At 66.4% G+C, this 14,133-nt stretch carries 14 protein-coding genes; 6 read left to right on the top strand and 8 right to left on the bottom strand.

Going from position 1 to position 14,133, the window contains the following annotated elements; genetic code table 11:
- The first annotated feature begins 321 nt into the window (after positions 1-321).
- On the top strand, positions 322-639 hold the full coding sequence (locus RQP53_RS16350; protein WP_315651739.1) for a hypothetical protein: 318 nt from the start codon (positions 322-324) through the stop codon (positions 637-639).
- 72 nt (positions 640-711) lie between these two features.
- Positions 712-1,098, top strand: a complete 387-nt coding sequence (locus RQP53_RS16355; protein ID WP_315651740.1) for a hypothetical protein — start codon at positions 712-714, stop codon at positions 1,096-1,098.
- Positions 1,099-1,144: 46 nt separating this feature from the next.
- Here the strand turns inward: RQP53_RS16355 and RQP53_RS16360 are convergent, their stop codons facing one another.
- The 4 genes from RQP53_RS16360 to RQP53_RS16375 form a co-directional block, all read right to left on the bottom strand.
- Positions 1,145-1,696, bottom strand: a complete 552-nt coding sequence (locus RQP53_RS16360) for a GNAT family N-acetyltransferase (RefSeq protein WP_315651741.1) — start codon at positions 1,694-1,696, stop codon at positions 1,145-1,147.
- An 81-nt stretch (positions 1,697-1,777) separates the two neighbouring features.
- Complete coding sequence (locus RQP53_RS16365; RefSeq protein ID WP_315651742.1) at positions 1,778-2,677, bottom strand: alpha/beta hydrolase; 900 nt, start codon at positions 2,675-2,677, stop codon at positions 1,778-1,780.
- A 172-nt stretch (positions 2,678-2,849) separates the two neighbouring features.
- Positions 2,850-4,715, bottom strand: a complete 1,866-nt coding sequence (locus tag RQP53_RS16370) for a M56 family metallopeptidase (protein WP_315651743.1) — start codon at positions 4,713-4,715, stop codon at positions 2,850-2,852.
- Positions 4,712-5,122 carry a BlaI/MecI/CopY family transcriptional regulator gene (locus RQP53_RS16375; RefSeq protein ID WP_315651744.1) on the bottom strand — a complete coding sequence of 137 codons (411 nt, stop codon included), beginning with the start codon at positions 5,120-5,122 and terminating at the stop codon, positions 4,712-4,714. Before RQP53_RS16375 ends, RQP53_RS16370 begins: the two co-directional genes overlap by 4 nt.
- A gap of 143 nt (positions 5,123-5,265) precedes the next feature.
- Between RQP53_RS16375 and RQP53_RS16380 the strand changes: the two genes are divergently transcribed.
- Both RQP53_RS16380 and RQP53_RS16385 read left to right on the top strand, forming a co-directional pair.
- Positions 5,266-6,411 (top strand): diguanylate cyclase domain-containing protein, encoded by a 1,146-nt coding sequence (locus RQP53_RS16380; protein WP_315651745.1) that lies wholly within the window; start codon positions 5,266-5,268, stop codon positions 6,409-6,411.
- The gene (locus RQP53_RS16385) at positions 6,405-7,670 is read left to right on the top strand and encodes an amidohydrolase family protein (RefSeq protein WP_434064108.1); all 1,266 of its coding nucleotides are present in this window, start codon (positions 6,405-6,407) and stop codon (positions 7,668-7,670) included. Before RQP53_RS16380 ends, RQP53_RS16385 begins: the two co-directional genes overlap by 7 nt.
- Before the next feature lie 156 nt (positions 7,671-7,826).
- On the opposite strand, the gene RQP53_RS16390 is transcribed toward RQP53_RS16385, so the two are convergent.
- Together RQP53_RS16390 and RQP53_RS16395 are read right to left on the bottom strand one after the other, a co-directional pair.
- Positions 7,827-8,858 carry a M48 family metallopeptidase gene (locus RQP53_RS16390; protein WP_315651747.1) on the bottom strand — a complete coding sequence of 344 codons (1,032 nt, stop codon included), beginning with the start codon at positions 8,856-8,858 and terminating at the stop codon, positions 7,827-7,829.
- A complete protein-coding gene (locus RQP53_RS16395; protein WP_315651748.1) occupies positions 8,859-10,073 on the bottom strand; it encodes a YjgN family protein in 1,215 nt (404 codons plus the stop codon).
- A gap of 189 nt (positions 10,074-10,262) precedes the next feature.
- Here RQP53_RS16395 and RQP53_RS16400 point away from each other — a divergent pair, with 189 nt between their 5' ends.
- Complete coding sequence (locus RQP53_RS16400; protein ID WP_315651749.1) at positions 10,263-10,892, top strand: glutathione S-transferase family protein; 630 nt, start codon at positions 10,263-10,265, stop codon at positions 10,890-10,892.
- A 68-nt stretch (positions 10,893-10,960) separates the two neighbouring features.
- On the opposite strand, the gene RQP53_RS16405 is transcribed toward RQP53_RS16400, so the two are convergent.
- Positions 10,961-11,668 (bottom strand): hypothetical protein, encoded by a 708-nt coding sequence (locus RQP53_RS16405; protein WP_315651750.1) that lies wholly within the window; start codon positions 11,666-11,668, stop codon positions 10,961-10,963.
- A 178-nt stretch (positions 11,669-11,846) separates the two neighbouring features.
- Between RQP53_RS16405 and RQP53_RS16410 the strand changes: the two genes are divergently transcribed.
- Positions 11,847-12,458: a glutathione S-transferase gene (locus RQP53_RS16410; protein WP_315651751.1), complete on the top strand. Its 612-nt coding sequence runs from the start codon at positions 11,847-11,849 to the stop codon at positions 12,456-12,458.
- A 5-nt stretch (positions 12,459-12,463) separates the two neighbouring features.
- On the opposite strand, the gene RQP53_RS16415 is transcribed toward RQP53_RS16410, so the two are convergent.
- Complete coding sequence (locus RQP53_RS16415) at positions 12,464-14,110, bottom strand: FMN-binding glutamate synthase family protein (protein WP_315651752.1); 1,647 nt, start codon at positions 14,108-14,110, stop codon at positions 12,464-12,466.
- Positions 14,111-14,133: the final 23 nt, after the last annotated feature.

Here is a 14,133-nt window from a genome sequence, read left to right on the forward strand (position 1 = left end):
CGTCTTGGGTGAGTTGGCGATATTCCATGTTCACAACCCCTTCTTGCCGGATGAGGTGTGAACAGTGTCGCCACTCCCCACCTCTTTTGGAGAAGGTGTTGCACTTAGTTTGCCAAGCTGCGATCTTCAAAATGGCCACGCATGCTGCCTGAACTTGCCTGTGCCTATGCACAATTACTGCTCGGGCGCCTGACTGGTCATTCAACGCGGACGCCAATACAGGCAATGCCTTCGGCATTCTCATGGCCTGTATTGGTGCGCTCCGCCTTCAGCTCCGGCGCCGGTTAACTTTGGCGTTAGCCAGCGACAGTGGAGCGTAGCGTGAAAAACAGGGTGGCGCTGGTGGCGTTTGGTGGGACTGCTGTGGCGGCTGGCGTTCTTATGCCTGCGCATCCGGTTTCTAGGTACGCCGTATTGCTAGGGCAGGCGCCAACCATCATCGCCTGGGTCTTGCTTTACCTTTGGTACAAGTCCGATGTGGCAAGCAGGGGGCTTGTCACCAGCACTCGTTTTAACGGCTTTGTTATTGCCTTTTCCTTCATTGCAATGCCGGTCTACCTCATCCGTAGTCGTGGGCTGCTGCGAGGTTTTGTTCAGCTTTCTTGTTCTATTCCGCTGCAATTGGTTGGTCGCTTTTAGCTGCGGTCGCGTCCATTGTCTTCAACATCGCAAATGCTGGCTAACCCGTCGCGCAACCGGACCCGCAACTGCATGAATGCCAGAGCCCATCACCTTCGATTCATTTCGCTTTGCGCGGCGATTTTGCTCGCGCTTGGAGCGATTGCATGGGCGGATGAGAACACTAATCCACTTCTTTGGGAGCTGCTTTTCTCTGCCCCACTTGCGTTCGCGGGTACGTTCGTCCTCTGCCACTTCCAACGTAGCCGTGAAGGAAATTTTGATCGAAGAAAGACACTGGGAGAGGTTCCAACGCAGGATGAGCGGCAACTTGCAACTGTCGTCTATTTGGTCTTTCTCTCACTTGGAGTCACCATCGTCGCCATCGCGGCACTGGCTCCAGAGTATTTGGCAAGAGCAAATTGGGTCGTCCCGGTGCTTGCCGGAGCCGCAGGCATCCATGCGCGGGCAATCATGTGAGAGTGCGACCAGTTGAAAGGCGGGTTACGCCTGCGGCTAACCCGGCCTACGCGCCTTGCGTGGCCTGCAGCGCCTGCCAATCCGGCCGCGTGATGCCGTAGACCACGCCATCCACATGCTTGCCACGGATGAAGATCACGCCGCGCAGCAGGCCTTCGTATTGCATGCCGGCTTTCTCGGCGATGCGGCGTGAGGCCCAGTTGTCGGGCGCGGTGTTGCAGCAGATGCGGTGGATGTCGAAGTTGGTGAACAGGTAGTCGATCAGCGTGCGGGCAATGGCCGAGCCGTAGCCCTGGCCGCGGCGGGCGGGGTCGGTGATGGACCAGCCGATCTCGCGCGCCGTCGAGTAGCGGTGGGCGATGAAGTGAGAGGCCGAGCCGATCGCCTCGCCGGCCTCGTCGCAGACCACCAGGCGTTCGGCCGCATCGCTGGAAAAGCCATCCTCGGCAAAGCGCTTGCGAAAGAACTGCGGCGATTGCATGCGCATGGACTCGAACTCGCCGCGCAGGCTTTGGTTGGCACCGGCCGCAATGATCCAGGGCAGATCGTCCTCGCAAACCGGACGCAGGCTGATGCGGCGGGACATGCTGGCAGTCATCGACTGGGCTCCTGATTGAAGTGCGGGAGGCAGACGATAGCAGCTCCGCCCATCGCGCTGCCTGGCCAGCCTCCGGCAAGCTCAGCGCGGCAAGGCCCAGCGCAGGCCGCGGGTATAGGCCACGGGGGCGGCGGACAGATGATCCTCCTCGGGCAGGATCTGCGCGCTGATCGTCAGGCCGGGCAGTTTCGCGCGTTTGAGCAGGGCTTCGAAGCGCAAGGTGTCGCCGGCGATATCGTCACCCTGTTCGCGTTGGCCCGAGCGGCGCGGCCGCTCCAGGGCGCCGGCCAAGAGCAGCACCTGGGCCGGCAGCGCGGCGTGTTCGCGCACCAGCTGCTCGGCGCGCCGCAGCAGCAGGCCGTCGCCATACCAGAGCGAGGCGCTGCTCAGCACATAACGCTCAAAGGCACTGGGCGTGTTGAGCAGCATCTGCGCGCCGAGCAGCGCACCGTAGGAGTGGCCCATAAAGGTCTTGTGATTCATGTCGACGCGGAAGTGGCTGGCCAGATAAGGCAGCACCTCCTCACGCAGATGGCGGGCATAGGCCGGGCCTTCGCCGTACAGCTCGCCGGCCCGCGCGTCGCGACGCGGCGCCGGCGTGTAGTCGCGGTTGCGGCTGAGGGCCGGGCTGTCACCCAGCGAGTAGGACAGGCCGACGACGATGTGATCCTGCAACGCCCGGCCATGATCGCTGACGCGGCGCGTGATGCTGCGCATCAGCGGGAAGGCATAGGGGCCGTCGGCCAGCAGCAGCAAGGGATAGCGCCGCTCGGGGTGTTCGGCGTAGCCTTCCGGCAGGCCGACGAAGAGCTGGTAGTCACGCCCCAGACGCGCGGCATGCAACGCATGCACCTCCGTCTGCGGCAGCTCGTAGGCCGGGGCTGAGGGCAGTGCAGCCGCTTCAAGGCTGCGGCTGGCATAGAGCAAGGCCAGCAGCGTCAGCAGAATCAGCAGCGACTTGGCCAGATTGCGAAAGTTCATAGTCATCCTGAGTTGGCGCCATGGCAGCGGCCATGCGGCGGCGTCACCCGCTGTGAGCAGCGGCGTGCTGAGGTGGCAAAAAAGAGGGAAAGGCGGGAGCGCCGCACGGCGGCTCAGCGCCGCGCGGCAGACACAATCAGACCTGCGTTCAGACCTGAGTTCGGGCTGGCGATCAGCTGTGCAGCTTGTTCAGCGACTGGCGGATCTTGGCAGCGTCACGCAGGCGCTGGGCCGAGCCATCGGCGTCGAGCAGCACCACCGTGACCGGCTTGCCACCGCTGACCATGCGCATGGTCAGGCAGCGGCCGGCTTCCTCGGTATAGCCAGTCTTGGACAGGCGGATGTCCCAGCCCTTGGCACCAACCAGGCGGTTGGTATTGCGCACCTCGCGCGGCTTGCCATTGACCGGCACGATGTCCTTCTTCTCGCTGGTGATCTGGGCAATCTCTGGATAGCGGGCAGCGGCGGCGGCCATGCGTGCCACATCGGCCGCGGTCGAGGTATTGGCCGGCGACAGGCCGGTGGGTTCGCTGATGGCGGTGCGGGTCAGGCCCAGCGCGCGGATCTTGGCCTTGACGGCCAGTTCGAAGGCCGCCAGGCCGCCCGGATAGGTACGCGCCAGCGCCGCGGCAGCGCGGTTCTCCGACTGCATCAACGCGAGCTTCAGCGCCGCCAGGCGGCTCATCTCGGCGCCGACCCTGACCCGCGAGGCGCTGTGCTTGAGCGTGTCGACATCGTCCTGCGCGATCTGGATCTTCTCGTTCATGTTCGGCTTGGCGTCGAGCACCACCATCGCCGTCATCAGCTTGGTCAGCGAGGCGATGGGCACCACCGCGTCGGCATTCTTTTCCATCAGCACCTTGCCGCTGCCCTCCTCGAGCACCAGCGCATGCTTGGCGTTGACCGGCAGCTTGAAGGCGCTGGCCAAGGGCGCCTCGGGGGCGGGGGTGACGACGCCGGACGCGGCCGGCGTGCTTGGCGTTGCGGCGGCAGTGCTCGCGGCCGCGGCCTTGGGCGGCTGGGTGCGGGCCTGGGCCTGCACCAGCAGGCTGCTGAGTGCCAGCGTGAGCGCCGGCAGCGCGAGCTTCCAGCTCGGCGTGGCCTGGCGGGGGATGACCAGGGCATGGATACGTTGTAGCAAATCGCCTCCTCGGGCGGACAGGGTCAAGGGGGAGAGGGAGTTCGGCGCTGTTGCGCTCTTGTCGTTGATCAGACTCAGTTCATGCAGGGCCAGCGCCAGCTGGCGGGCATCGCCAATCACCGCGGCGGCCAGCTCATCGGCAACCAGCTCGCGCTCGCGGCGCATGCGGTCGGACAACCACCAGACCGCCGGATGGAAGAACAGCAGCGCCTCGACCAGGCTTTGCAGCAGATTGATCAGGTAGTCGTGCCGGCGCACATGGGCCAGCTCATGGGCCAAGAGCGCTTCCAGCAGCGGCGCCGGCAGGCCGCTGAGCAGCGCAGCCGGCAGCAGCACCAGCGGGCGCCAGAAGCCCATCGTCAGGGGGCTGTCGACCTGGGCCGACAGCTGCAAGCGCACATGCCGGCGCAGACCCATGCGCCGCGCCAGCGCGTCCAGCCGCGCTTGCCAGGCCTGCAGTTCTTGCGGCAGCCGCAGGGCCGCGCGACGGCGCAGCTGTGCCACCCAGGCCAGGCCCAGGGCCAGGCGCGCACCCATCAGCGTGACGCCCAGGCTCCAGGCCAGCACCAGCTGCGGCAGCTGCTCGAGCAGGGTCTGCCACCAGTCCGGCGCTTCCAGCGGCAGCTCGGCAGCGGCCTGCAGCGAGCCGGCGTCAGGCGCCGCATTGATGAGCCAGACGAATTGACCCAGCGGCAGCAGCAGGCTCAAAAGCAGTGCGCCGGCGCAGACCGCATAGCGCGGCCGTGGTCCGGCCCGGCGCAAGAGCGCCAGCAGCAGGCCGGCCAAGAGCGCGATCAGCAGGCCTTGCCAGACGAAATGCAGCAGCGCCAGGCCCAGCGCCGGCACCCAGCGTTCCAGCAGCGTGGCCTGCCATTGCAGCAGGAACTCAGCGCTCACGGCTTGCCCTCGCCGTGCAGAAAGCGCTGGATTTCCTCGCGCTCCTTCTTGCTGACGTGCGTCTTCAGCGCCGCCATCACCAGCGCCTTGCCAGAGCCGGCAAAGGCCTTGGCAATCAGGTCCTTGAGCAGATGGGTCTGCTGCGCTTCCTGCGACTGCACACAGGCGTAGACATGCGGGCGCTGCGACTCATCACGGCTCAGCAGCCCCTTGCCATGCATGATCTGCAGCTGGCGCAGCACGGTGGCGTAGCTGGCCTCGGGCCGCTCGGCCAGCAAGGCCTCGTGCACCGCCTTGGCATCGGACGGACCGATGCGCCACAGCGTACGCAGCAGATCCAGCTCGGCCGCGGTGGGCTTGCGCGGTGCGGTCGGTGCTGGGGTCGAGGGGGCTGAGGAAGAACTCATGGCTTCAGAATAATTGTTCTAGCAAAATTTGTCTAGAACTTTTCTTCTATCAATAATCAACCCCAGAAGCGGCAAGGAAAGCATGACAAACCCTGGCCGGCGCTATAGCCTCGACAACTCGACGTCGCCGAGGAGGAGTGCCCGTGCAGCCGACACCGCTGGCAACATCGCCGATGCCCGACAGCGAGATGCTGAGGCTGAGGCAGGAGTTCGTCGATGCGTCCTGGTGGCTGACCCTGGTCTACGCCTTGATCAGCAGTGCCTTGCTGCCGGCACGCGCCTGGCTGCTCGGCAGTTGGCGGCTGAGCGATTCCATCATCTTCCTCTTCATCGCCGGCTACCTGCTGGCCTTTGGTCAACGCCGCCGGCTGGGCGGCTGGTGGCGCGACAGCCCGCCCGTACTCGTGATGATGCTGGGCGGCAGCACCGGCCTGTTGGGCAATGGGCTGCTGGGTTCTGGCTTGATGACACTGATCTTTGCCAACACGCTGGTCGCCGTGCTGTTCGGGCGTCGCGTGGTCTGGATCGCCTTTCTCTACACGATGGGCGTCGTGCTGCTGGCTGCCTGGCTCTATGCCAGCGGCCGCCTGCCGCCACGCGTCAGCAGCGACTACAGCAGCAGCCCGCTGGCCTGGCTGATGGCCATCTCCAGTGGCACGCTGATGTCCTTTCTGGTGCTGCATTTCGTCAGCCTTTACCGCCAGCGGGTCGAGGCGCTGCACGAACGGCTGCGCGTGCAGAGTGAGGAAATTGCCCGGCTCGCCCACCACGACGAGCTGACCGGCCTGCCCTCGCTGCGCCTGGCTCGCGACCGGCTGCGCATGGCCTGCCACCAGGCCGAGCGCCAGCGCAGCAAGGCGGCGCTGCTGTTCATCGACCTGGACGGTTTCAAGCGGATCAACGACAGCGCGGGTCACGAGGCCGGCGACGAGGTGCTGCGGGTGGTGGCGGCCCGGATGGTCGAGGCGGTGCGCAGCGTCGATACCGTGGCCCGGCTCGGTGGTGACGAGTTCATCGTCATCCTCAGCGGCGTGCCCGATGCGCGTACCGCCACCGAGGTGGCGCAGAAGATCGTCGCCGCCGCGGCCGCCCCCATCCCCTGGCAGGGCTGCACGCTGCAGATCGGCGCCAGCATCGGCATCGCGCTCTATCCCGAGCATTCCGACACTCCCGAGGACCTGCTGCGCCGCGCCGACTCGGCGATGTACAGCGTCAAGCGCGGCGGAAAGAATGGATACGCCTTGCATGAGGAACCCAGGACGCCGGGGCACACTTGCCAACCATGCTGATCAGAAACTGCCGACTCCCCGATGGCCGCCAGGGCCAGGACCTGCTGGTGCGTGAGGGTCGCATCGCGGCCATCGGCCCACAGCTGCCCCAGCCCGAGGGCGTGACCGTCATCGATGCCGAGGACTGGCTGCTGGCACCGCCCTTTGTCGACGCGCACTTTCATCTCGACGCCACGCTGAGCTACGGGCTGCCGCGCGTCAACGCCAGCGGCACCCTGCTCGAAGGCATTGCGCTGTGGGGCGAGCTGAAGCCGCAGCTGACGCAGGACGCCTTGATCGAGCGCGCACTGCGCTACTGCGACTGGGCCGTGGCCCGCGGCCTCTTGGCCATCCGCAGCCATGTCGACATCTGCGATCCACGGCTGCTGGCCGTCGAGGCCTTGCTGCAGGTGCGCGAGCAGGTGCGCCCCTATCTGGACCTGCAGCTGGTGGCCTTCCCGCAGGACGGCCTGCTGCGCGATCCGGGGGCCCTCGCCCAGCTGAAGCGGGCGCTGGACATGGGCGTGGACGTGGTCGGCGGCATCCCGCATTTCGAGCGCACCATGGCCGAGGGCGCGGCCAGCGTGCGCCTGCTCTGCGAACTGGCGGCCGAGCGCGGCTTGGCCGTGGACATGCACTGCGACGAGAGCGACGACCCGCTGTCCCGCCATGTCGAGACGCTGGCCGCCGAGACGCTGCGCTGCGGGCTGCAGGGCCGCGTCACCGGCTCGCACCTGACATCCATGCACTCGATGGACAACTACTACGCCTCCAAGCTGATGCCGCTGATGGCCGAGGCCGGCCTGCATGTGGTGGCCAATCCGCTGATCAACATCACGCTGCAGGGCCGCCACGACAGCTACCCGAAGCGGCGCGGCATGACCCGCGTGCCCGAGCTGCTGGCCGCCGGCGTCAACGTCGGCTTTGGCCACGACTGCGTGCTCGACCCCTGGTACTCGCTCGGCAGCGCCGACATGCTGGAGGTTGCCGCCATGGGCCTGCATGTGGCGCAGCTGACCTCGCAGGCCGGCATGCGCGCCTGCTTCGACGCGGTGACCGTCAACAACGCCCGCATCCTCGGCCTGCAGGGCTATGGGCTGGAGCCCGGTTGCCGGGCCGATTTCCAGCTGCTGCAGGCGCGTGACCCGGTCGAGGCGATCCGCCTGCGCGCCACCCGGCTGCTGGTCGTGCGCGGGGGTCAGGTCTTGAGCCGCTCGGCGCCCGCACAGGCCGAGCTGCAGCTGCCCGGGCGGCCGAGCCGGCTTGACTGGACGCGCTGAACGGGCGCGCGCCAAAGGTAGGCCCTGAACAAACCACAGAGTCACGGAGCCACAGAGGAATACACGGAGCAAGCAGGCGTTGAGGCTGCGTTCTCTGTGTCTCCGTGGCTCTGTGGCGTGCTTCTGTTTGCTTTGGCCCCGTCAACAACGAGCGTCTTACTTGCTGGCACCCTCGGCGAAGAAACGCACCCGCTCCTCGTCGCTCGGATGGCTGGCCAGCGCTGGCGGGACGCCACCGCCGTCCGGATGGGCACGGCGGTAATCGGCCAGGCGCTTGAAGAAGTCGATCATCAGCTGCGGCGACAAGCCGGCGCCCAGCAGCAAGGCCTTGGCCTCGGCATCGGCCTCGCGTTCGAAATCGCGCGAGTAGCCACGCCCAGCCAGCAGCACCGGCGCACCGGCCAGCAAGGTCGAGTAGTCGCCAAAGATGGCGCCGGCAATCACCGTCATCGCACCGGTCTGCAGCAGCAAGCGCATGCCATGGCGATGGCGCAGATGGCCCAGCTCATGGCCCAGCACCCCGAGCACCACATCGGGCTGCTGCTCGAACAGCTCCAGCAGCGCATCGGTAACGACGATGTCGCCGCCCGGCAGCGCGAACGCATTCGGGCCCAGCAGCTCGCGGCCCAGCCGGCAATGCAGGCGCCAGGGCGGCAGGCCGGCGGCGGCCGGATTGCCGGCCAGCATCGCCTGCAGCCGCTGGCTCAAGGCCTGCTGGCGCTCCAGCGGCAGGCGGCTGGGGCGCAGCCAGTCCTCATCCAACCAGGCCAGGGTCTGTGCCCCGATCTGCTGTTCCAGCGCCGGCGGCAGATGCCGGCTGAGCACACGTGAACCCACCGGCAGCCCCCAGCGCCACAGCGCGAAGAGCAGCAACACCAGCGCCAGCAGCGCGAGCAAGACATGGCCCCAGTGCTGCGCCCAGCGCATTGCCAGCGGCTGGCCGAGGCCGCTGGCCGACGCCCAGGCGTCCCAGGCGCCGGCATCCGCACTGATCAGCAGCCCGCCGTCGGGCAGCTGGGTCTGGCGCTGGCCGTGGCGCAGCCGCTCGGCCCAGCGCACCTCACGCTGCCGGTACTGGCGCTGCAGCAGCGCGCTGTGCAGATGCAGCTGGCCCTGGTCCAGCCAGATCTCGACCGGCTGGGCACGGGCGCTGCTGCCGTCGAAGTAGTCGACCTGCAGGCGCTGCACTCAAAGCCCCAGATCTATGCCGAAGAAATCGCCGGCGGCCTCGCCGCTGGCATCCTTGAACTCGGCGCGGTGCATGGTCACCAGGTCCATGGGATCGCCGTCGGCCATCACCGACACCGCCTCCAGCCGCATTCTGGCGGTATTGACGGCGGCAAAGGGCCGGTACAGGCCCAGCGTCAGCAGCGTCAAAAGCCAGTTCTTCAGCGTCAACCAGGCCAGCGCGCGATAGCTCAGATTGCTTTCGAACTGCAGGCCGTCGGCATTCGTCGCGTTCCAGACCAGATCCTGGCTGCGCGCCGCAAAGTAAGGCGCCACCACGGCGAAAAAGGACAGATACGCAAACACGACGCCGGCGCCGAACAGCACGATGCTCGCACCGAACAGCCGCCCCCCCAGCCAAGCGCCCAGCATCACGCAGCCCAACACCAGCAGCAGCGCCAGCAGCATCACACCGATCGTCTTCAGGCCGATCAGGTAGGCACGCCCCGTGGGCAGATCGATCTGGCTGCGCCGCCCGGCATAGAGATAGCCACCATGCTGATAGCGCTTGATCGAGGCCAGGCCCAGCGGCAGCAGCAAGGTCCACACAATCATGGCCAGACCGACAAAGAACTCCGCCTGGCCAGGCTCATGACGCTGGCCCCTGACAGGCTGGAGCTGGTCGGCGAAATACAGCTGCACGGCCACCATCAGCAGCGTGGGCAGATAGATAGGCAGCAAGGCCTTGTAGGCCCCGGCGCGGCTGCCGACAAAGCCGAAACGCAGGCCGCGCCAGCTGGTATTGGCCATGCGGAACTTCAGGCTGGTTTGCCACAGGGCCGGCCAGACGACGCACAAGACCACAAAGGCCAGCAGAGCCAGCGCTGGCGACACCTTGCCGGCCAGGCCGTATGCCAAGGACAGCACGGCCATCAGGATAAAGCCGCGAAACATCAGCCAGGGGTCGCCATGAAAGGCCAGCGCCTGTTCGTCGATCACCGTGTTGGCATAGAAATAGCGCAGGCGCCGCGCCTTGGCAAAGGGCCAGTACAGGCCCACCGTGACCAGGCAGAGCAGCAGATTGACGATCCAGATGCGGAAATACTCGCTGCCCGAACCGGTGAACTGCAGCGCCAGGCGGCGGCGCGAAAACTGCGAATGCGGCCAGCCGCTGAGCTGGCTGGCGTGCTGGCTGTCACCGGCATCATGGCCGGCCGCGCTTCCCGAAATACTCATGACAATCCCTCCTCTTGCCTTGTTATTGATTGCGCCCTCCAGCGCATGCCAAGTGTCGGGCCCTGGACAATCTCACGCCTCCGGCATTTCCCTGCACCAGATCAGCCGTTTTGTACAGGCTGCCGCACCACAGTCGCTTCGCTAGAATCGCGCCGCAACGAGGACAGCTGTCCCGACCTCATCAGACGCATGAAACTCATCGGCTCGCTCACCAGTCCCTATGTCCGCAAGGTCCGCATCGTGATGGCGGAGAAAAAGCTCGACTACCAGTTGCTGCTGGAGGATGTCTGGACCAGTGACGCCATCATGAAGGTCAACCCCTTGGGCAAGGTGCCATGCCTGGTCATGGAAGGCCAGGACTCGATCACCGGTGCGGTGTTCGATTCGCGCGTCATCGTCGAGTATGTGGACACCCTGTCGCCGGTCGGCAAGCTGATCCCCGAGCGCGGTCGCGAGCGCACCGAGGTCCGCACCTGGGAGGCACTGGCCGATGGGCTGCTTGACGCCTCCACCCTCGTGCGCCTGGAAGAAACCTGGTCGGGCCGCAGCGCCGCCGAGCGCAGCGCCGCCTGGCGTGCCCGCCAGATGGGCAAGGTGATGGCGGCGCTGAAGGCGATGAGCCAGGGCCTGGGCGAGAAGCCCTGGTGCTCGGGCAATCATTTCACGCTGGCTGATATCGCCGTCGGTTGCGCACTGGGCTATCTGGACTTCCGCTTCCCCGCCATCAACTGGCGCGACGACCATCCCAATCTGGCCCGCCACCACGAAAAGCTGAGCGCCCGCCAGAGCTTCATCGACACGCAGCCGCCAACGGCCTGATCCAAACGCAGCTTGCTGCAGCGGCTTCAAGCCGCTGCCATGCCAAGTGTGCGGCAGTCGGGCACCCCTCAGGGCAGCAATTCGGCCAGCTCGCTGATCGTCGACTTCAGGCCCTGATCGCCCGATTCCTCCGTGCCCGGCACGGCCAGCAGCCCATGCAAGCGCTCGTACAGCTTGCCCAGGCGCAGTTCCACCTGTTCGCGCCCCAGCTGCCAGCGTTGTGCGACTTCGCCAACCAGCAGACCATGGGCGACCAGGCTGAGCAGATGGCGCTCGCACTGGCGCATCAAGGTATCGCCGGCCGGCTCACGGTCGCGCCCGGCCAGCGGGCTTTGCGCCAGCTCGATGCTGCTGCGCTTGAGTCCGAAACGGGCCAGCAACTGCCGCGCAAGCGCCGGCGACATCACGGCACGGCCCTGCTGCAGCGCCAACAGGCTGTCGCCGAGCGTCGGGCCACGCGCACATTCGATGTGATAGCCATGGGCGCCGCTGGCCAGCGTCTCGAACAGCAGCAGATCATCGGCACAGGCGCTCAGCAGCAGCACGCGGCAGCGCAGCGTCTGGGCACGCATACGGCGCAGCAGACGCAGGCTGTGGCCGTCAATCAGGCGCAGATCACAAACCAGCAGCTCCGGCTGCAGCAGGCGCAGCAGCGGCCAGGCATCCTCGATCAGATGGGCCTCGCCACACAGCCGCCAGCTGCCCTCTTGCGCGAGCGCCTGCCCGGTTTTGGCAAGCGTTTGCAGGCTGTGGCGTAACAGGAAGACTGTGGACATGGGTGGCAATGGAAGGACGCTCGATTGTCACTGCCACCCAGCGAGCAACAACCCCGCGAGCATGCGCCCCGCATTCGCGGGGATTCACGGGGATTTGCGGGGCATTGAAACGCAGAGCGCACAAGCCAGGCCTTACAGCGCCGCGTATCGGTGTAGGACGGGCCGCGACAATCCGCTGATGACCTTGCCCCTGCTCTACAGCTTCCGCCGCTGCCCCTACGCCATCCGCGCCCGCCTGGCGCTGCGCGTGGCCGGCATCGCGGTGCAGATCGAAGAAGTGCAGTTGCGCGCCAAGCCGGCCGCGCTGCTGGCCGCCTCGCCCAAGGGCACGGTGCCGGTGCTGCTGCTGCCGGACGGGCGCGTGCTGGAGCAAAGCCTGGACATCATGCGCTGGGCGCTGGCCCAGCGCGACCCCGAGCAGTGGCTGGATGCCAGCCTGGCCGAGGCCGCCGAGCAGCTGATCACCGTGAACGACACCGACTTCAAGCTGCTGCTGGATCGCTACAAATACCCCGAGCGCCACCCCGATCAGTCACAGGCCAGCCATCGCGCCCAGGCCGAGGCCCTGATGCTGGCGCCGCTGGAAGCCTTGCTGGCTGGGCGCCCCCACCTGCTCGCCGAGCGCGCCACGTTGGTCGATATGGCCCTGCTGCCCTTCATCCGCCAGTTCGCCGCTGTTGACCGCACCTGGTTCGACACCGCGCCCTACCCGCGGCTGCGCGACTGGCTGCTGCGCCTGTGCGCTGGCGCGCTTTTTGAAGCGGTGATGGCCAAGCCCGCCACTGCTTGAGCGCTTCAGCCAAAGCGACGCACCGGCCGGGCCGGATCGAAGCTGTCGGCCCGGGCCATCGGCCAATAGACCTTGAACACGGCCCCGGGCAGATCGCCTTCGAGGATGGCGCCGGGGTGCACAAAGGGCACGAGATTGGCGAGCAGGCGCACCTCATGCTTGCTGATCCGATGGACGATGTGCGAGGCGCTGATCTCGCCCGGGTGGTGCAGGCCGGCCGCCTGCACCAGCTCCTGCAGCGCATGCAAGGTGTTCTGGTGGAAGCGGTAGACGCGCTCGGCCTTGTCGGGCACCACCAGCGCGCGTTGGCGCAGCGGGTCTTGCGTCGTCACGCCGGTCGGGCAATGGCCGCTGTGGCAGGTCTGCGCCTGGATGCAGCCCAGCGCAAACATGAAACCACGCGCGGCATTGCACCAGTCGGCGCCCAGGGCCATCATCCGCGCGATATCAAAGGCGCTGACCACCTTGCCGGCGCAACCGATCTTGACCCGCTCGCGCAGGCCCAAGCCCACCAGCGTGTTGTGCACCAGCAGCAGGCCCTCCTGCAGCGGCGCGCCGACATGATCGGTGAACTCCAGCGGCGCGGCGCCGGTGCCGCCCTCGGCGCCGTCAACAACGATGAAGTCAGGCAGGATGCCGGTCTGCTGCATGGCCTTGGCCAACGCAAACCATTCCCAGGGATGGCCGACGCAGAACTTGATGCCTACCGGTTTGTCACCGGACAGCTCGCGCAGCCGGACGATGAAGTCCAGCAGTTCCAGCGGCGTCGAGAAGGCACTGTGGGCGGCGGGCGAGACGCAATCCTGCCCCACCGGCACACCGCGCGCGGCGGCGATTTCGGGCGTCACCTTGGCGCCCGGCAGCACGCCGCCATGGCCGGGCTTGGCGCCCTGGCTGAGCTTGATTTCGATCAACTTGACCTGCGGATCGCGGGCGTTCTGCGCGAACTTCTCGGCGTTGAACGTGCCATCGTCGTTGCGGCAGCCGAAGTAGCCGGAGCCGATCTCCCAGATCAGGTCGCCGCCATGCTGGCGATGGTGGATGCTGATCGAACCCTCGCCGGTATCGTGGGCGAAGCCGCCGCGCTGGGCGCCGGCATTGAGGGCCAGAATCGCATTGGCGCTGAGCGCGCCAAAGCTCATCGCCGAGATATTGAAGACGCTGGCCGAATAGGGCTGGGCGCGCTCGGCGCCGATGGGGACGCGAAAGTCATGGCCGGCCAGCGCGGTGGGCGACATCGAGTGATTGATCCACTCATAGCCGGCCTCGCCGACATCCTTTTGCGTGCCAAAGGGGCGCTTGTCCGGATCGCCCTTGGCGCGCTGGTAGACCAGGGAGCGCTGCTGGCGCGAAAACGGCGCGGCCTCGTTATCGCTTTCGATGAAGTACTGGCGCATCTCCGGCCGGATGAATTCCAGCAGAAAGCGCAGATGACCGATCACGGGATAGTTGCGCAGGATGGAGCGTTTGGTCTGCAGCACATCGCGGATGCCGGCGATGGCCAGGCTGCCGCAGATCAGCGCCCAGATCCAGCCGCTGCCGCCATGGTCCAGCCAGGCGCCGATACCAGCCGCCGTGCCCAAAAGGGCAAACAGCCAGATCATGTAGCGGATCGGAAAGTAGTCATTCAGCTTGAGCAACCAGCCTGGCATGGACCCATCCTTGCTTGTGTTTG

This window comes from Roseateles aquae (genome assembly GCF_032337115.1).
Lineage (GTDB): Bacteria > Pseudomonadota > Gammaproteobacteria > Burkholderiales > Burkholderiaceae_C > Roseateles_C > Roseateles_C aquae.